This is a genomic window from Clostridioides sp. ZZV15-6388 (assembly GCF_020657755.1).
Taxonomy (GTDB): Bacteria; Bacillota; Clostridia; order Peptostreptococcales; family Peptostreptococcaceae; genus Clostridioides.
Map to the genome: position 1 here is coordinate 89,450 of NZ_JAGWCU010000002.1, position 20,573 is coordinate 110,022.

The following is a 20,573-nucleotide window of genomic DNA, read 5'->3' on the forward strand; positions in this document are numbered from 1 at the left end:
GTTCTCTTAAATATACATCTTTTTAGTTAAGAAATTTCTTTAGAAATCCAAGTTTATCTAGTATGTCTTGTATTTTATTGACTTTCTGGCTTATAGAATCTATAGCTTTTTCAATAGAATCAACCTTAGCCTCTAAATCCTCAACCTGATTTACTTTTTTGTCTATAGTACCATGATTAGTTATATCACTATTAGATGAATTATCTATAAGTTTTCCTATATATCCATCATTAATCAATTTTGTATCATTAGCAGATGCTAATATCATCAACGTATCTATATCTGAACTTCTAGTATTTTCTATAACTCTACCATTTTTGTCGCGAACTGACAATATAGATATTGTATCATGATTATTAAATCCACCTTCACCAATATTTCTCACTATAACATTTACTAAAGTAGCATAGTTATTTACCTCACCATTAGGCATATCAACAGTGATAGTCTTTGAACAATCCCCTTTTATATTCACAGTTATTGGTTTATTTGTTACCATTATAAAAGTTTCATTTACAGTATCCTCTTTTGGATTAAAGTTAATAATGTCATTAGGACTTGCAATATTTATCATATTAGTTAATTCTTCAACAGTTTTAGCTTCAAAGATAGTCTTATCTTGTAAAGTCTTAATCTCATTAAAAGCTTCTTCATTTCCATTTCCACCAACTTGTGTTACAGTACTTAATTTTTTAGTACTAAGTACATCCCTTTGCTTTGTATTTAGTTTATCACCGACCAAAACAACAGGTGATTCATTTTTTGCTGCCAATACTCCAACTGCCAATGAATCAATAAGTTGATTTTCATTTTTACTTCCATCTTTGGTTACATATAGATTATTTAAATCTACATCAGAATAAAACTTTTCTATAACCTTGGCATTAGTTTCATTTCTATCCTTTCCACTCAATCTTTCTGCATTTGGAAGGCTCTTTTCTACAGCTCTTGAAACAGAATTTGTACCTCCAACTACATATGCCTTTATAACTTTCTCATCTTTTATAAATTTTTCAAATGGTTCTACTCCATTCTTTGGACTAGATAAAACTACAGGCATATTATTTTGAGCAGATGGTGCTCCAACACTTACAGCATCACTTAGCCCTTTTTCCCCATTCACAACAGCTATCTCCTTAACATCTTTAATATCTTTTAGTTTATTTGCTAAAAGTAATGAAGTCTCATATCTATCATTACCACTAATTCTTTCCACATTTAATCCATCATTTTTTAATTGATTCTCTATATCCTTATTTAACACAGCAGTCCCACCAATTAAATAAATATCCTTAGCTCCCAAACGCTTTAGCTCTGTTTTAGTTCTATCATCCAGTTTATTACTTTCTGTTAAAAGTATTGGAGCTCCTTTAGATTTTGCAAATGGTGTAGCTGAAAGAGCATCAGCTAAAGAACTATCATTCACTAATACAGCATTATTACTTGAACTATATGCTTTTTGACTTATCTTTACAGCAGTTTCATATCTCCCTTCACCTATTAATTTTTCTTCTGTAAGTGCATATGATGAAGTTATAGAAATCCCACTCAAAGTAAGCGCTATTGTCAATATAGTTAAAATAGTTTTTGGTGCTTTCATTTTATTACCCCCTTATTTCGTTTAAAATCTTACCATCTTATATTATAGAGTATCTTTACACTATTTTACAGTTTAAAATTATTACATTTTTCTCTATAGAAAATTTCTCAAGAAATAAGCCCCAACCATATTAACGGTTAGGGCTTATTTCTTTAATATATCTTTAAAGCTATATTAAATATTTTTTAAATTACAAAATATCTAACATTATTATTTTCCTAAAAGACTATTTAATTCATTAAAAGCACTTTCATTTCCATTTCCACCAACTCTAATTGGAGTTTCAATCTTCTTAGATTTAAGTACAGTCTTTTGACTCTCATCTAATTTATTTCCAACTAAAACAACTGGAGAATCTGTCTTAGCACCCAATGCTCCTACTGCTAGTCCATCTATTAAGTCACCTTGACTTTTTGAACCATCTTTAACAACAAAAGCATATTTTAAATCTGAATTAGTATAGAACTTATCTATTATCTTAGCATTAGTTTCATTTCTATTACTTCCTGCAAGTCTTGTTGGGTTTGAAAGCTTACTTTCTAAGTTTGATGATAAAGTAGCTGTACCACCAATTATATAAGTCTTACTTATTTTTGATGAATTTAAAAACTCATCAGCACCTTGTAACTCACTCTTTTCATTAGTAAGTATTATTGGCATATTGTTGTCAGCTGCTGCTGCACCAACACTTATTGCATCCGCAAGTCCATTGACACCATTTGCCACTGCAACTTGTGAAACAGATTTTATACTATTTAGCTTTTGAGCTAGTGATATACTAGTCTTGTATCTATCACTACCACTAACTCTCTCTATTGATATACCCATACTACTAAGTTGAGTTTGTATATTCTTGCTTAAAGAGTTTTCTCCACCTATTAGATAAACTTTTTTAGTTCCTAATCTTTGTAACTCTGCCTTAGTTTTTGAATCTAAGTTATCTTTTCCTGTTAAAAGAATTGGAGAATCAATTGCTGCCGTAAATGGTGTAGCTGTTAAAGCATCCACTATAGCATTTCCATTTACTAGTACTGCATTTTGTGAAGAAGTCCATCCTTTTTGACTAACTTTAACTGCTGTTTCATATCTATCTGCTCCAGTTAAAGATTCTCCTGAAGTAGCTTGTCCAGAAGATGTTTTTGTTATAGCTTTTATAACAAAGTTACAAGGAGAGAACTCACTGTATGTATTTATATCTTCAAATTTATTATTTTGAAGTATGTAACTTTCACCTAAACTTGCTTTAGCATCATATAAGTAATATCCATCTATGTTAGTTTCATATGCTAAAGTAGATTTTTCTCTATTAGGATTTGCTGAGTTATCTATAACTACTGCTATTGCTCCTTTTCCTTTTGGTAGGTTATAAGAGTTAGTAGGTACATTTATGTATCCAGAGTATGATACTGTTCCATTTGCAAGTTTTGTCATTGAGTTATTTTGAGGAACTCCATTTACTACTGGTGCATAATATACTTCATATTTTGCTCCTACTGAGTCTGTTTCAAACATAACAGAGTCAAGTTTTTCAGAATCTCTACTAAAATCAAATACATTTGCTGCTGTTATCTTATTTGACATTATTTTACTAAGCCCAGCATATTCAAGTTGGTACATTTTTTTGTCACTATCTGGTTTTGATACTGATTTCATTGCATAGTTATCTGTATCTGTAAGTAAAGTTTTATCTTCATAAGAAATCCAGAAGAATCCTTTCATAGAATTGAATTCTCCCCAACTACTTTTTACTAACCATGCTCCATTTGACTCTGGCTTAACATCAGATGCAAAGTTATCTTTTGAATAATTATCATCCCATCCTACTATTGCTACAGCATGATTTAAAGGAGCTCTCTTATTTGTACAGTTATATGCTGTTTCATCTTTATTAAAATATGTTGAATAATGTGCATAACCTGATGTCACTGAACCATATTGCATTATAGCATTTTTTACAGTTTCCTTATCTTTATTAAGACGAACAACATCTGTTACATTAAATTGAGTAGGTGCAGTATCCATATTTGAAGGTTTAGTTGCACCTTGTGCCTCAGATTTAAGATTATATGGTATATCTTTTTCTAACTTAGGACCTGCCCATGCTGTCAGATATCCTATGGCTGTTACATTTGAACTCCCTGACATATCATCTAAGTTCCATCCATATTTTCCACCAGTCGCCCACCATCTTAAATGTTCTTCTGATAAGTCATACGTTCCATATCCTTTTAATTTAAGATATGCTTCTAAAGTTGACATACCTGAAAAAGACCAGCATGTATTAAGACTTCCTTGATTTTTTGCTGGTGTAGTGAGACCAAGATTCATTGGGTTGTATGCTACACTTGATTTATATGCTGATGGAAGACTACTTCTACCCTTATTTCGAAGTGTTGTACCTTCCATTTCATGTGGAAAAGGTATTACTCCATTATATTTTGCTGTGTCTCCATTTTTGACATCTTCTAGGTATTGAAGATAGCTTTCAGAATATTCTGCAGTTTCTACTCCATCTAGAGTTTTATTGTTTTCTGCTGAGACAGGTATTGTTGACACTATTAAAAAGCAAACTGTCAACAATGCCAGTAGCTTTGACAATTTTTTTGATTTATACTTTCTCATGTTTACCCCCTTATATGTATTTAATTTTTATTATATCAGATTTCTAAATCAAGGGGATATTTTATTTTGATAAAATCTGTATTATGAGTGTATATTAGCTGTATAATGTCATAATTCTTTTTTTTATAATATTTTATAATGTATTGATTTATTAATTAATGGATATGTTATACTAAAATGTGTTAGAATCTTCAAGAATGCTTATGTTTAATTAGTTTAGGAGGATTATATTTGATTTTAAAAAAACATAAAGAGACAATATTATATTTATTTTTTGGAGCATTTACTACTCTTGTAAATATAGTTTCGTATTTATTTTTTACTAGAGTTATTTCATTTAATTTTATGGTTGCAAATGCTTTAGCTTGGATACTTGCTGTTTTATTTGCTTATGTTACTAATAAGTTTTTTGTGTTTGAGAGTAAAAGAATTGAAATAAAGTTCTTATTTAAGGAATTTTTCTCTTTTATTAGTTTTAGACTACTTTCTGGTGTCGTTGAAATGTTAATTATGTATGTAATGATTGATTTGCTTTTTGTAAATGATATCATTGTAAAGGTATTTACTAATATAGTTGTTATAGTTCTAAATTACTTGTTTAGTAAAATGATAATTTTTAAAAATAAAAAGTAGACTACTAGAAATAGTAATCTACTTTTAAAATCTTATTTACACTTTAAAGTCCATCATCAGTTGAGCTTGATCTTCCCCATCTAGAGACTCTATTATTTGAAGAATTTATTTCAACAACTTCTATATATGATCCATTCTTAGCTTTTTCAATAAATGAATCATCTGATTTTGATACAGAATACCAATCTCTAGGATTAATTTTTTCCCCTACATACATAGCTGAAGGTTTATCATCGACTACTCTATAATAAATCTCGTAATTTGAGTTTTTAGGCTTAGATGATATTGTTACTATTATATAATTTTTTTGAGGTGTGGAACATGCCTCTGTTTTAACAGATAATCCATGAGCTCTTTCATCATCATATTCAGTATCATTAGTTATTGGTTTTTTTCCACTAATTGCAGGTTCTTCAGTACCAGTCACTAAATTAATCTTTCCTGAGTTTTTTATTATGACATCTGAACAACTATTTGAAATTTTTGATATATCTCCATCATTCACTATATACACACCTCTAGCTTCTGATGCTATTGTTATAAGCCAAATATCTCCATCGCTTTTATTTTCTATTTTACAACCATTTTCAGAATAAATATCAATACCTTGTATACTTCCTTCATTAAGTAAAGTATTTTTTCTTATATTATTTATTTTTATATCATCAGATATTTCACCAAAGTTATTCACATCTCCATTAGGCATATCTATAGTTATTGTCTTTTTAAATATACCATCAAATTCTACAGTTATTGCTTTAGTTGTTTTCACTTCAAAAGAATCATTTATGCTATCATCTTTTTTAGTTTCAAATATTATAACATCATTAGCATCAGCTTTTTTCATTGCAACATCAAATTCTTCTATAGTTTCAACAGTATACTTTGTTTTTTCTTGTATATCTATTATATTATCTACAACATCTTCATTACCCAATCCACCAATTTGAGTAACTTTATCTATAATCTTAGTATTTAGCACATCCTTTTGAGTAGTATCAAGCTTACTTCCTGCTAATACTATTGGAGAACTATTTTTAGCTGCTAGTACACCTACTGCTAAAGAATCTATTAAATCATTCTTATTCCTTGTACCATCTTTTGTCACATAAATATTTTTTATATCAGTATCTTTATAAAATTCTTCTACAATCTTTGCATTTGTCTCACTTCTACTACTACCTGCTATTCTTGTTGCATTTGGTAGATTTCTTTCTACAGAATTAGAAATGGAATATGTACCACCTATTACATACGATTTTTCTATATCTTTACTATCTATAAAATTATCGGCTACTTCAGTTCCATTATCTGAATCAGAAAGTATTATTGGCATATTTTCTTGGGCAGCTATAGCTCCAACACTTACTGCATCAGCAAGTCCCTTTTCTCCATTTACAACAACTATCTTAGATATAGAATTTTCCTTATCCAATTTTTCAGCTAATTTTAAAGAAGTTTCATATCTACTATTTCCAGATATTCTTTCAAAGTTTATATTCTCTGCATCTAACTGCTTTTCAACATTTGAACCTATTGCAATTGAACCACCTATCAAATATACATTTTTTACACCTAGTCTTTTTAACTCTGCTTTTGTTCTACTGTCCAATTTATTACTTTGAGTTAGTAATATTGGTGCATCTTTTGCCTTTGCAAATGGAGTCGCTGATAAAGCATCTGCTATTGAATTGTCATTTACTAATATAGCACTATCAGATTTTATCCATCCAGATTGACTTATTTTTATAGCAGTTTCCCATCTTCCAGAACCTGTTAGTGTATCTTTTGTAGAAGCATTAGATGCACTTCCATATAATGTAACAGATAAAAATGTTATAGCTAATAACGGCACTATCTTTTTTGATATTTTCATTAATTATTACCTCCTAATTATTTAATACTATTTTATGGAGCATGTACATACTGTATTTTATTTGTAGCTAACTCATCAAAGTGAGATGCTACTGAATGGTACCCTATAGCATAATGACCACTTTCCGGATTCCATTTCTTATATGAATTCATTGCACTTAATAACTTCTCTTCTTGACTAGGTAATACCTTCCATACTTCTACATTTGGATTAACTTTTTTAAAGTCATTGTAGTCATATGGTTCTACATAAAACCTTAAATCTTTTATTTTTCCTTCTTGATATAATTCTAAAGCTGCTTCACCTAATGCTCTATGGTCTTCATGTATACCACTAGCCTTAAATGGAGTAACAGTCTTTACTTTCGCATCTGGATATTCTTTTAAGTATTTAAGAATTATTTCCCTTGCTTTTTCTTTACTTAACTCTCCATCATGGGCTCTATTATCTTCTATATGTATATTACTTTCTTTTACACCCATTGCTTCACAACTATCTTTAAATTCTTCATCTCTATCTTTTGAAAACTCACTTTCTGATAGAGAATACTTATGAACATCTTTAATATGATAAGAGCATGACCCTCCATCATCTAATACTTTTCTTATTATCGATTTACTACCATCTGTGCATAATATGACATGTGTATCACTTTTTTCAACATGTTCAATTATAGCACTACCCATGCTTAAAGTTTCATCATCTTGATGTGGTGTAAAAAATAAAGTTGCATCTACCACTACTGTATCCTCCTATTTCATAAAATGTTATAATTTACAATAAATAGCATAACTATAGAAAAAGATTCCTCTATTTATTAAGGAATCTTCTCCACAGTATAATTTATTACCAACCTAGTATCTTAGCTATCTTTTGTATTACTGTCAATTCAACTCCATTACCTATTTGAGTCACTTCTGCACCAAGATTTAATTTTTTGTCAAGAGCATTTTTCTGTGAATTTGTTATGTCATTTTTAGCTAGAAGTATTGGACCTTTTCCTGCTGCTAAAGGTCCTGCTGCCAATGCATCTACTAGCATACCATTATTTCCATACCCATCTTTTGCTATATATAGTTTATCTAATTTTCCATAATATGTTTCTATGACTTTAGCATTGGTATCGTGTCTTGTTTCTCCTTCAACTCTTTGAACTTTTCTATCTTTATCAATATCAGCAAGTTGATTTTCAATTTGGCTAGATACATTATTAGAACCACCTACTATGCCAATCTCTTTTCCATCCATCAATTTGATAGCGTCTGCTGAAAGATCATTCCAACCATTTACTATTATAGGAGCCTTAAGTTCAGCAGCTTTAGCAGCTATACTCATAGCATCAGCTTCTCCTTTTGCACCGACTACAAATGCGTCTTTAAAAGAACCCATAGCTTTTGCTACTGCTACAGAAGTTGTATGTCTATCATCTCCAGCTAGTCTTTCAACATTCTTCGTTACTGATTCTAATTGCTTTTTAGCTGTATTTGATACTGCTGATTCTCCACCTACTATATATATTTTAGCTGATGGGCTTTTCTTAATTATATCTTTTATATAGTCTAAAGTTACTTTTGGTATTTCATTATCAGATGCTAATAATATAGGTGCTTTTTTAGATTGAGCAAGTGGTGTAGCTGCTAATCCGTCAACTAGTTTATTTGAATTAACTATAACTACATTATCAGTATATTTTGTTTGTTTTGCTATAGCCACTGCAGTTGCATATCTATCATCTCCAGCTATCAATTTAACCTTTGAATTACCTTCTAATGCAGCTTTTGCATCTTTTAAATCTTTTTCATTAGTACTTTCTACAGTAAGCTCTATTGCTTTTCCAGATGTATCAGTATACTTAATAGTAAATTTATATTTTCCTGTTTCTGAATCTTTTGCTGAAATATCACTAATTGATTTTGATGTACCATTTGCTACCACATTACCTTTAACAGTTAATCTATATCCATCATATAAATCTTGTGGTGAAACTGTATTTAGGTCACTATTTTTTATAGTTATTTCAGCCAATTGAACATCATCAATATTTTTAGCTCCTGCTACACCTAATTTATTTATTTTATTTACTCTAAATCCTTCTGCAGAAGGGTCTAAGTTTGTTCCAGTTGAATCAACTGGATTTGCTGCTAAATCAACTTTTTCATCGCCAATACCTACATATATAGTTTTAGAAGTTGCTGTTTCTGTTTTATCACTTAAGGTTATAACCAATTTATCTTTAGTACTATCATATGAAGCTTTTACATCTGCAACTCCATAAATTCCATTAGTTTCTGTTTTATCTTTAGCTTTTTCTGTTATAGAATTAGCTTCAGCAGAAAGGTCTGCTGAATTTTCATATTTTTCAATTGCTTCTGCAACTACTTCATTTGCACTATTTGTTACATGCCCTTTATCTGTTATAGTTACAATAAGTTCTTTATTTTCTCCTAATGCATTTACTAATTTCTCTAATTCGTCTATATTAGTTATTATTTTTAATTGTGATGAAGTCTCACCAACTTTTATTTCATATATTGGTTGTCCAACTTGAGAACCTCCAGTGTACTTTTGAGACATTAAGTCTCTAACTTTCGAAACTAATTCTGTAGCTTCTTTTTTAGTTATTGTTTCTTTTTTTACCTGTGTAGTTTCCGCAGCAAAAATTGGAGCTACTGATGTACTTATCATTGCAGCTGCCATAATTACAGAAAGATTTTTTCTATTCATGGTATTTTCCCCCTAAAAAATTCAATTTTTTATTATTTTTTCCTTATTTACCAATTATAATATATATTTGATATTATTTCAATAAATGAGACTTATTGTAATAATTAACCAAAAGATATAATTTTTTTCTGATACTTTAATTTCTTAATATTTATGTATACAAAAAAGTAACAAAATTGTAATTTTTTTTAATAATCCAGTTTATAACTAATAGACTTTTCATCTTCTTTATAGTATAATATTAAATGGAAGAAAGAAATTTCAAGCATCTCTTTTTTCCGTATTTCTCACACAGAAAAAGAAGCTGATTTTCAGCTTCTTTTTCATTTATATGAATTTATTAATTTAATTATAGTCTTATCATATATAAATCAAAATACTTATTATCACCTATTTTTAATGGAGGTAATATAAGTTATCATTTTTAATTAAATTTATATAGGTATTGCACAGTTATTTCCCTTATATTTTTATTTAGTTCTTCAAACATATCATATCCTTCTAAGGCATATTCCTTAAATGGGTCTTTTTGAGCATAGGTTTTTAAACCTACATACTGTCTCAATTGTTCCATAGCATCTATATGATCTATCCAGTATTGGTCAACTACCTTTAAAAGTACTGTTTTTTCTAACTCTACAACCTTATCAATACCAATCATCATCTTTTTCAAGTCATAAACCCTTTTTGAAATTTCATATGTGCTATCAATTATCTCTTGAACGCTTTTTTTATCTATACCAGGTATTAGTAATGTATCTGCTGGCATAAATGTACTATATAAATGTTTAAAATATCCATAATAATCTCTTTTTCTTCCAATTAAATAAGTTTCTCCTGCTTCTTGTATGATGTCTTTAACCATTTTTTGAATATCTTCTTGAATATCCTCATCATTTAGAACTTTATTTCTTTCATTGTATATAACTTTTCTTTGCTCATTTATAGTATCATCATATTTAAGAACATTTTTTCTTATTTCAAAGTTTTTACCTTCTACACCTTTTTGCGCTCTTTCTATAGCTCTTGTAAGTGCTTTACTTTCAATAGATGTATTTTCCTTTGAGCTTGTTCTCTTCATAAGTTTTTCTATAGTTTTTCCGCCATAAAGTTTTATTACATCATCTTCAAGGCTTACAAAAAATCTTGATGTCCCTGGATCTCCTTGACGACCAGAACGTCCTCTAAGCTGATTGTCAATTCTTCTCGATTCGTGTCTTTCTGTTCCTATAACATAAAGACCTCCTAAATTTTTAACTTCTTGTTCTTCTTCTTTATCTCCTGCACCTAGAGAAATATCTGTTCCTCTACCTGCCATATTTGTAGCAATCGTTATAGCATCTAATTTACCAGCTTTAGAAATTATCTCTGCCTCTTTATCGTGTTGTTTCGCATTTAAGACTTGGTGTTTAATACCTTGTTTTTTAAGCATTTTAGATATCTTCTCAGATTTCTCAACAGAAACTGTTCCTACAAGTATTGGTTGTCTAGTTTTATGTATCCTTATTATTTCGTCTATAACAGCATTATACTTTTCTTCTTCTGTCTTAAATACCTTATCATGTAAATCTGCTCTAATAACTGGTTTATTAGTTGGTATTTGAACAACATTTAGTTTATAGATTGACTCAAATTCCCCTTCTTCTGTCTTTGCAGTACCAGTCATACCAGAAAGTTTTTCATATAGTCTAAAGAAATTTTGATAAGTAACAGTAGCCATAGTTTTAGATTCATTTTTTATCTCAACACCTTCTTTGGCTTCTATAGCTTGGTGAAGTCCATCTGTATATCTTCTTCCATCCATTACTCTTCCTGTAAATTCGTCAACTATCATTACTTCTCCATTTGAAATAACATAGTCAACATCTTTTTCCATAAGTTTATAACCTCTTAAAGCTTGATTTATATGATGATATAATTCTATGTTCTTTATATCAGTAAGGTTTGTTATACCAAAAAATGACTCAGCTTTGCTTATACCACTTGCTGTTAATGCTATGGTTTTGTCTTTTCTATCCATCTCAAAATCTTCTTCTTTAACAGTTTTTATAAAACTATTTGCTAATTCATAAAGTTTTAAATCTTCATCACCATCTCCTGCAATGATAAGTGGCGTTCTAGCTTCATCTATTAATATTGAATCTACCTCATCCACTATAGCAAAGTTTAATTCTCTTTGTACTTTATGAGATAAATCTGGCACCATATTATCTCTTAAATAGTCAAATCCAAATTCACTATTTGTTCCATAAGTTATATCACACTTATATTGTCGTTTTCTTATACTTGGCTCTTGATTGGCTATAATTACTCCTACTGTCATATCAAGAGATTCATAAACTGGTCTCATAAGTTCTTTATCACGCTCTGCCAAATAATCATTTACTGTAATTACATGTACACCCTTACCTGTAAGAGCATTTAGATATACTGGTGCTACTTCAACCAACGTTTTACCTTCACCAGTTTTCATTTCTGCTATTTTACCTTGATGTATTACTATACCACCAATTAGCTGTACTCTATATTGACGCATTCCAATTTTTCTTCTTGATACTTCTCTTACCACAGCAAATGCTTCTGGAAGTATATCATCTAGAGTTTCACCTTTTTTAAGTCTATCTTTAAATATCACTGTCATACTTTTTAATTCTTCATCTGATAGATTTTTCATATCATCCTCTAGTGCATCTATTTTATCTACTATAACATTTAATTTTTTTATTTCTTGTTCATCTGCTTTATCAAGTATTGCATCTATAACTGACATATAAATACCTCCTTTTCTATTGTCCAATTACTATTATACATTAAAAATCCATAATAGTAGACAATTATTTTAATTTATAGTATAATGATTTTACTTAAATAAATTGAGCATCTTTTTATTTAGGTATTTCTCACATAAAATAGAGGCTATAGTTAGCCTCTATTTTATTTTCCATTTATTTTTTGTCATAAAAAAAGCTTCTCATATGAGAAGCTTTTTTCTATTTAAAGTTTTATTAAAACTTATATTACATATCTAATAAATCTTTTATTTTGCTTACAACTGAAGTAGCTATACCTTTACCAACTTGAACTAAATTCTTAGTACTAGCATCATCATTTACAGCTTTACTTATAGCTACATTTTGATCAGAAGATAAAGAATCTGTTGCTAAAACAATTGGCGCTGGAGAAGCTTTTGTAACACCATTAGTTATATCTCCATTTTTATCTAATGTCACTCCAAAGTTACCTGCAACTGCAGCACCTGCTAAAGCATCTACTAATTGATCTTCTTTAGTTGAACCATCTTTAGCTACAAAGAAGTTTGTAACCTCTCCATTTTTGAAGAAATCATCTTCTTTTATAACCTTAGCATTTGTTGCTTGTCTATCTTCTCCACTATATCTCTCAGGTGATTTACCAGTAGCATCATCTATTGCTTCCATTACTTCTTTAGAAACACTATTTACTCCACCTATTATATCAACTTGTGAATCATCTAAGAAATCTTTTACTTCAGAATTTATATCTTTAGCTTTTCCATCAACAACTACTATTGGAGTGGCTTCACCTTTTACATCAAGTTCTCCATTTGAGTTTCTTAATTGAGAAGCAACTGGAGCTATACTCATAGCATCTGCTAGTCCTGTTCCTCCAACTACAAAAGCTTTATCATTATCAAGACCTATTTCATCAGCTATAGCTAAAGAAGTTTCATATCTATCATCTCCAGATAATCTTGTAACTTTAAGTCCCATGTCTTTTAATTCACTTTCTACATCTTTAGATATAGAATTTACTCCACCAGCTAAATAAACTTTTTTAGAAGTATTTACACCTGATGTAGATTTTAAATCCATTACTCTTTTTAATTCAGCTTTAACACTTGAATCTAATTTTCCTGCTGAAGTTAATAATAAAGGAGCTTTCTTCTCAGATGCTAAAGGAGATGCTACAAGTCCATCAACTACAGCTTGAGAACCAACTAAAACAACATTATTAACTGGATCTTTAGTTATTGCATTATCATCATCAGAATTATAATATTTGCTACTTAACTCTATTGCTGTTTCTATTCTATCTTCACCTGCTACAACAACAGAATTTGAATATCCATTATTAGCATTTTTTAAATCTTCAACATAATCTTTTAAATCTTTTACTTTATCTGCTTTTATTGTTACTTTAAGAGGAGAATTTTCATCTGCTAAAGTTCCAGTTGCTCCTTTAGTAGTTAATCTCTTTCCTTGAGCAAATAAAACAACTTGATATTTTCCACCATCTTGAGTGATAAGGTTACTTGTTATACCTTCTTTATATAAATCAGTCAGTGCCTCATAAGTTTTATTTACATCTTCTGGTTTAAATACATATTTTTCAGCTAAATCTTCAGCTGTTCTATGTGAGCTTGAGTCAACATCTATAGATTCTTCTTTTGCATTTATTACTTTTATACTTGCTCTAAGAGTAGAAGCTGATGTACCAGCTGGGAATCCACTTATTGTATCAGTATTATCAAATTTAAATGCATTCATAACATCAGAAATACTTACATCTGTTGTTGCAGTTGTACCAGCAGTTAATTTTAATCCTGTAGTAGGAACATTTATTTCAGCACCACTAGTATAGTTAGTTGCTCCAGTATTTCCATATTTTAAATCTTTAACTTTTCCAGAATCTACCTTACTTGTTGGTGTTGCTGTAAGTACTCCACTTTCGTCATCATAACTAAATGAAAATATATCAGATAATTTTAATGGTTCATCAGCTGCAACTGCTGTAGTATTGACACTAGCATCAGCTTTTATAAGACCTTTAGTTCCTGTATCTTGAGGTTCATTTCCTATAAGTATTCTATTTTTAGTAGATTCTAATTGATTATAATAATTTTTTAATTCTGCTTTAGTTATTATAGATTTAGTAGTATAAGTAACATTGAATTGAACATATTTTCCATCGCCTAAATTATCTAACTTATCATCAACTAAACTTTTTAATTTAGCAGCTGCAGCTGCAGCATCAGAACCTGGCGCTACCTCACCAATTGAACTTCCATCAAATATTACATCAATATTTGTTATTTTTCCATTTTTTAAACCATCTTGTAATCCAGTTATAACTTTTTGATATTTTCCTTGCACTACAGTATAATTATAATCTGCTGTAAAACTACTAGCAGCAAATACAGGTGCTGCCGAAGCTAACACTGTTAATCCTGACATAGCTATTGCTATATTCTTCTTATTCATTTCTTAAATTCCTCCCAACATTATATTAAAATTACATCTCTTTATTATGTACATAGAATAATCATCCATATATTCCTAATATTTCTCACATCTCTATAATAATCCATTTTAATTCTTTTTGCAAGGCATTTTTTTGAAATTATTATTTTTCCCAAGCATATGAGTTTTTATACCCTTAAATTTCAATATTTAATAACTTAAAAAATTTAATTTTACTTATTTAAAAATTCTTGAGTAGCATACACTTCTCCATTAGGTAATATATACAATCCAAACCCAGTATATACAAAATCACTATTTAGCATATTTTCATTATATTTATCCGACTTTTTCCAAACTGTAAATATTACATTTGCTACTTCTCTAGCATCCTTTGTTGTATAAGTGCTTTTTGTAACAAGTGGTACAAAAGCTATATTCTCTTCACTTCTCAACCCATATCCAGTAAATACTTCAACAGATTTCTTACCATCTATTACATGTGAAAACTGACCTTTATCTGCCATATACTTAGACCATGAATTAGAAAGACCTTCTAAGTTTTTAGAAACTTGTAGTGACTCTTTACCTTTTTCTTTTCTGTATGAATTTACCAAATTATACATTTCACTAGAAACCATTCTTTTAAACTCACTACTATTCATATCATTAGTCTTATATTCAAGTACATTTACTTCCACATTTATTGATGTAGTCTTTCCACCAATATCAGTAGCTTTTATAGTCACTTTATATTTACCAACCTTATCAGTATTAATATTTCCTATAAGCTCTGGTATCAAATCGTTATCATTGCTATCCTTTGCTACTATATTCAATTTACTTATATCAAACTTATCTCCTTGATATACATTTAAATTCCTAACTGTTATTGTTGGTGCACTTGCATCTAGTGATGATGCACTTAAACATTGTTCTAGTGTCTTTTCATCTATTCCTCCTAGTGCTGTAATTTTATCAGCACTTCTAAGTACAGACTTATCACTATTTCCATCAACCAATACAATAGGTGCATTTTTTGATATAGAAGAACCCGCAACTGCATCCACTAATTGGAATCCTTTAGAAAGATAAAATTCTTTTGCTGAACTATAAAAATGTTTTATAACTTTTTTATTAGTCTCAAATCTATCTTCTCCAGCTAATCTAACTGCATTTGTTTTTTTAACTAAATCATTACTTATTATCTCTTCTGAACCAAGAGCATAACATTGCACACCTTCTTTTTTCTCAAATGGAACATTTTTTCCATCAGTTAAAATTATAGGTGAACCATCTCTTGATGCTACTGATGACGCACTCATAGCATCTGCTTCACCTGTATAACCATTAGTTATAAAAACCTTATCTATAGACTTTATTGAAGCTATTTCTTTTGCTATAAGATAACTTGTTTCTATTCTATCATTACCACCTAATCTTTTAACTTCCATACCTTTTTGCTTTAATTCATTTTCAACTGATTTTCCTATTGAATCTTCAGTTCCTATTATATAAACCTTTTTTACATCTTTTAACATTTTTTCTGTGTCTGATGGTATACTATTTTTTTGTGATAATAATATAGGTGCTTTAACTGCCCCTGCTAATCCACTTGCACTAAGTCCATCTGCTAGAGTATTGTCTGTGTTTACTAATACCACATTTTCATACGTTTGCTTCTGTGCAATTTTGGCTGCTGTCTCATATCTATCTTTCCCTTGTATCTTTTCTATACTTGAAAGTGCATTAATATTTGGTGCACCCGCCATTATTAATGATATGGTCAATCCTATCGATAATATTCTCTTATTTACCTTCATCGAACTCCTCCTACTAATTTTTTATTATAATTCAGCTAATCATAAATTACACCCTCAGTAGTGATTTCCTCAAAATTTATAAATTACTAAAACAAAAAACACCTAAAATACCATAACCTGTAAAGCAATAACAAAACAGATTACAAAAAGTACTTTAGATGTGATTTTCATTTTATAATATCAGTAAATTAACAAAAAAACAAGATTTATGGAATTTTTTACAAACTACCTTCATTGCCATTTAAAAACTCTTGAGTAGCATGTACCTGACCATCAGATAATATATAAAGCCCAAACCCAGTACTAGAAAAATCATCACTAAGCATATTTGCATTGTACTCAGGAGACTTCTTCCACACTTCAAATATAGCCTTTGCCAAATCTTTTGCATCTTGAGTTGTTTGAACACTCTTAGAATCTATATAAATATATGCTATATTTTCCTCACTTCTCATTCCAAACTCAGAAAATACTTGTGGAGCATTTTTGCCATCTATATAATGTTCAAAAACTTTGTTATCCATCATATACTTAGACCATGCATTTGCCATACCTTCTAGCTTACTAGATACTACCAAAGGCTCTTTACCTTTTTCTTTTCTATAGGAATTGATTAAGTTATACATTTCAGTAGACACCATTTTTTTAAATTCTGGGCTATTATAATCATGAGATTTATCATCTAGCACTTTTATTTCTACTCTTTTTTCAGTACTTTTTCCCCATTCATCCGTAGCCTTTAATGTCAATATGTATGTACCTACCCTATTTGTATCTATAAACCCATCAACTTCTATTGGTAATACCTTTCCAGTATTATCTTTAGCTACTATATTCAATTTACCAGTGTCAAACTTTTCACCCTTATATATCTCTGTACTTCCTATTGTAATTGTTGGAGGTTGTCCATTTGACTTTGAAGCATTTATACATTGTTGTATTACCTTCTCATCTATTTCACCTATAGAAGTTATATGCTTAGCTCCTTCTAATGCAGTCTTATCACTACCATCATTTACTAGTACCATTGGAGAATCTTTAGTAAGTGGTGCAGCTGCTATAGCATCTACTAATTGGTATCCATCTGATACATAGAATCCATCTGCACTCTTAAAAAAGTAGTCTATTACCTTTTTATTAGTTTCAAATCGGTCAGTTCCTTCTATTCTTACTGAGTTTGTATTTTTAACTAAAGAATTGCTCATTATCTCCTCTGAGCCTATACAATATGATTGAATATTTTTTACATCAAAAGGAAGGCTCTTCCCATCTGTAAGTATGATTGGAGCTCCATCTCTAGTAGCTACTGATGATACACTCATTGCGTCAGCTTCTCCACTATATGCATTAGTTAATAGCACCTTATCTACTTTTTTTATAGCTGATATTTCTTTAGCTACTAAATAACTTGTTTTTAGTCTGTCTTCTCCACCAATTCTCTTGACTTTTATATTTTTAGAATCTAGTTCTTTTTCTACTGATTTACTTATAGTATCTTCTGTACCTATTATGTATGCTTTTTTGATATTTTTTAGACATTTATTTGTCTCTGCTGGTATCTTATTTTGTTGTGTAAATAGTATTGGTGCTTTTGTGGCACCTGACAATCCACTTGCACTTAATCCATCTGCAAGTGATTTTTCTGTATTTACTAAAATTACTGTTTCATAAGTCTGTCTATCAGCTATCTTTGCTGCTGTTTCATATCTATCTTTACCATATATTTTTTCTACTACTGATGATGCACTTACACTTTTGAAGTTTACCAAGATTAATGATACTGCTAGACCTAATGATAATATTTTTTTGTTCATTTTCATATCCCCCTGATGATTTTTATATTTTATATTTATATTGTAATTATTTTCCATTTATTTTCTCTTTATTTTCCATATATTATAGAGTATATATGATATGAATATATCTCGTCTATATATTAGTGTTTTATTTTATTAAATTTAAAAAATTATTTTTAACTTCTTTTGAACATATTCAAAATTGAATTTATATTTATATATATAAAAGATATCTGCTTTATTTAAAATTAAACTTAATATAGCTCAAATTATTATACATTTTAACCTCAATATTATTAGATTGTTAAGATAATGAAAATAAAATAAGAATGCATTTAAATATATAACTTTATATCTAAATACATTCTTATTTTCTATTTACTTAATATTTATTTTTCAATTAAACTCTTAATCTTATCTATTACAGATGAGGCTATTCCTCCACCTACTTCAAACAACTTTGATGAATTTTTACCTTTTAATGACGATTCTTGTGATTTATCTAACGTATTTGTAGCAAGTATAACTGGTGAATTATTTTTAGCCGCTAATGGTCCAACTGCTAAGGCATCTATAAGTTTATCTTGATTAGCAACTACAACTCCATCAAGTTTAGATTGAGAATAGAATTTATCTATTACTTTAGCATTAGTCTCTTGTCTATTTTGACCTGCTATTCTATTTTTTGATACATCTTTATTTGCTATTTTTCCGACTTGTTCAATAGCCTTGTTAGATATTTTCTCTACTCCACCAATAAAGTATACATTTGACACCTTGTTTGATTTAATAAATTGTTCTGCTTCATTATCTACACCATCTTTTTGTGTAAGTACTATTGGAGTTTTTTCCTTACCAGCTAATGATGCTATTGATAATGAATCTGCTTCTCCATTTCCTGCCCCTATATACAACTTGCTTACATTATTTGTCTTATCAATTTCTTTTGCTATATTAATAGAAGTTTGATACCTTGTATCTCCACCTATTCTTTGTACTGATATTTTTGAATTTATGCCTTTAATAGCTTCAACAACTGAATTTGGCATTGAGTTATTTCCACCTATTACAATTACTTTTGATGGATTTAATCTTTTTAGTTCCTCTACAGTTTTTTGAGGAAGTTTATCATTTGAAGATAAAAGAATCGGTGAGTTTTTTACACTAGCAAGTGGTGTAGCTGTAAGCCCATCTACCATACTTCTATCTTCTCCATTTACTATTACAACTGTATCTGATTTTGTCCAACCACTTTGAGATATTTTAACAGCAGTCTCAAATCTATCAGCACCTTTTAATTTTTTTACTGTGACATTAGATGTAGAATCACTTGAACTTCCTCCGCCAGAGTTTCCACCACTAGATGAACCACCTGAATTGCTTCCTCCACCATTATTGCCACCACTATTATCTGGTGGTAATTCGTCTGGTTTAGATAATTCATTTTCAACTATATACTCTAAGCTTTTTGGAAGTGTAACCTCTACATATTTATTTACTGTAGCTGTTCTTCCTTTACTTGTTTTTTGTGATAATCCAAGTTTTAGTATTATATTTGAGCCACTTTCTTCTGTTTCTTTGCTTACAACAGAATATTTTACTCTAATATTGTTTAACAGGTACTCAAGTGCTTCACTTTTCTCAACCTTATACTTTTCAGGGTCGTTTTTACTAGCTCCAGTTCCTCCTATTGGTTTTACTTCATTCTCATTGATAAGAGTAAATATTAAACCTTCACCAGAATCTATACTTTCATAATCAATTGTTTTATTGTTGTAAGTTACAATTTTTAAAGCTGGCTTATCACCTGTTCCATTCCCCAAAACTTTATAGCCAGCATTTGAATTACTGCCAGATTTTTTTACAGATATTCTTCCTATGTTTAAGCTACTTTCATTTAGCAAATCTTCATTTGATGTAACATATATATCTAATGTTGTTATATTATTTGCTTTATCATATGTTGAAACACAATTAGCATTTGCATTTCCACTTTTTATCTGAGCTTCTATATTATCAGACCACTTAATCTTTTGTCCTTGCTCATTATCTGCCACTTCTACTTCACCTTGTACTTTTATACTAGCTTGAAATGAATATACTATATTCTCTACTGAATCCACAGATATATCTATAGTATTTACTTTTTCATATGTTTTTGTGCCTTGTAATACTGGAGCTGCATATGCACATGTAGCACTACCAGTTATAGCTACTGCCATAGTCGACACTGCCAAAGTTCTTATAAGAGATTTTCCTTTACTCATAACACCCTTCCTT

The 20,573-nt window shown here is 29.7% G+C and carries 11 protein-coding genes; 1 reads left to right on the top strand and 10 read right to left on the bottom strand.

Annotated elements, in window-relative coordinates; translation table 11 throughout:
* Nucleotides 1-22: 22 nt before the first annotated feature.
* Nucleotides 23-1,600, bottom strand: coding sequence for a cell wall-binding repeat-containing protein (locus KGF48_RS02300; RefSeq protein ID WP_227867703.1), 1,578 nt, complete (start codon nt 1,598-1,600; stop codon nt 23-25).
* A gap of 210 nt (nt 1,601-1,810) precedes the next feature.
* The gene (locus KGF48_RS02305) at nt 1,811-4,222 is read right to left on the bottom strand and encodes a cell wall-binding cysteine protease Cwp84 (RefSeq protein ID WP_227867704.1); all 2,412 of its coding nucleotides are present in this window, start codon (nt 4,220-4,222) and stop codon (nt 1,811-1,813) included.
* Between the two features lie 231 nt (nt 4,223-4,453).
* On the opposite strand from KGF48_RS02305, the gene KGF48_RS02310 reads away from it, so the two are divergent.
* Nucleotides 4,454-4,855 carry a GtrA family protein gene (locus KGF48_RS02310; RefSeq protein ID WP_227867705.1) on the top strand — a complete coding sequence of 134 codons (402 nt, stop codon included), beginning with the start codon at nt 4,454-4,456 and terminating at the stop codon, nt 4,853-4,855.
* Nucleotides 4,856-4,898: 43 nt separating this feature from the next.
* Here the strand turns inward: KGF48_RS02310 and KGF48_RS02315 are convergent, their stop codons facing one another.
* The 8 genes from KGF48_RS02315 to KGF48_RS02350 form a co-directional block, all read right to left on the bottom strand.
* A complete protein-coding gene (locus KGF48_RS02315; RefSeq protein WP_227867706.1) occupies nt 4,899-6,731 on the bottom strand; it encodes a cell wall-binding repeat-containing protein in 1,833 nt (610 codons plus the stop codon).
* Between the two features lie 32 nt (nt 6,732-6,763).
* A complete protein-coding gene (locus KGF48_RS02320; RefSeq protein ID WP_227867707.1) occupies nt 6,764-7,471 on the bottom strand; it encodes a PIG-L family deacetylase in 708 nt (235 codons plus the stop codon).
* Between the two features lie 106 nt (nt 7,472-7,577).
* Nucleotides 7,578-9,455: a cell wall-binding protein Cwp2 gene (locus tag KGF48_RS02325; protein WP_227867708.1), complete on the bottom strand. Its 1,878-nt coding sequence runs from the start codon at nt 9,453-9,455 to the stop codon at nt 7,578-7,580.
* Between the two features lie 424 nt (nt 9,456-9,879).
* Nucleotides 9,880-12,225 (bottom strand): preprotein translocase subunit SecA, encoded by a 2,346-nt coding sequence (gene secA, locus KGF48_RS02330; protein ID WP_227867709.1) that lies wholly within the window; start codon nt 12,223-12,225, stop codon nt 9,880-9,882.
* Nucleotides 12,226-12,472: 247 nt separating this feature from the next.
* Nucleotides 12,473-14,695: an S-layer protein SlpA gene (gene slpA / locus KGF48_RS02335; protein WP_227867710.1), complete on the bottom strand. Its 2,223-nt coding sequence runs from the start codon at nt 14,693-14,695 to the stop codon at nt 12,473-12,475.
* A 212-nt stretch (nt 14,696-14,907) separates the two neighbouring features.
* Nucleotides 14,908-16,497, bottom strand: a complete 1,590-nt coding sequence (locus KGF48_RS02340; RefSeq protein WP_227867711.1) for a cell wall-binding repeat-containing protein — start codon at nt 16,495-16,497, stop codon at nt 14,908-14,910.
* A 218-nt stretch (nt 16,498-16,715) separates the two neighbouring features.
* A complete protein-coding gene (locus tag KGF48_RS02345) occupies nt 16,716-18,317 on the bottom strand; it encodes a cell wall-binding protein Cwp11 (protein WP_227867712.1) in 1,602 nt (533 codons plus the stop codon).
* A 365-nt stretch (nt 18,318-18,682) separates the two neighbouring features.
* On the bottom strand, nt 18,683-20,560 hold the full coding sequence (locus KGF48_RS02350; RefSeq protein ID WP_227867713.1) for a cell wall-binding repeat-containing protein: 1,878 nt from the start codon (nt 20,558-20,560) through the stop codon (nt 18,683-18,685).
* Nucleotides 20,561-20,573 lie beyond the last annotated feature (13 nt).

Excerpts from the sequence above, each read along its gene's own strand:
- KGF48_RS02300 (WP_227867703.1), bottom strand. The coding sequence starts at position 1,600 with ATGAAAGCACCAAAAACTATTTTAACTATATTGACAATAGCGCTTACT.
- KGF48_RS02305 (WP_227867704.1), bottom strand. The coding sequence starts at position 4,222 with ATGAGAAAGTATAAATCAAAAAAATTGTCAAAGCTACTGGCATTGTTG.
- KGF48_RS02315 (WP_227867706.1), bottom strand. The coding sequence starts at position 6,731 with ATGAAAATATCAAAAAAGATAGTGCCGTTATTAGCTATAACATTTTTA.
- KGF48_RS02325 (WP_227867708.1), bottom strand. The coding sequence starts at position 9,455 with ATGAATAGAAAAAATCTTTCTGTAATTATGGCAGCTGCAATGATAAGT.
- secA (WP_227867709.1), bottom strand. The coding sequence starts at position 12,225 with ATGTCAGTTATAGATGCAATACTTGATAAAGCAGATGAACAAGAAATA.
- slpA (WP_227867710.1), bottom strand. The coding sequence starts at position 14,695 with ATGAATAAGAAGAATATAGCAATAGCTATGTCAGGATTAACAGTGTTA.
- KGF48_RS02340 (WP_227867711.1), bottom strand. The coding sequence starts at position 16,497 with ATGAAGGTAAATAAGAGAATATTATCGATAGGATTGACCATATCATTA.
- KGF48_RS02345 (WP_227867712.1), bottom strand. The coding sequence starts at position 18,317 with ATGAAAATGAACAAAAAAATATTATCATTAGGTCTAGCAGTATCATTA.
- KGF48_RS02350 (WP_227867713.1), bottom strand. The coding sequence starts at position 20,560 with ATGAGTAAAGGAAAATCTCTTATAAGAACTTTGGCAGTGTCGACTATG.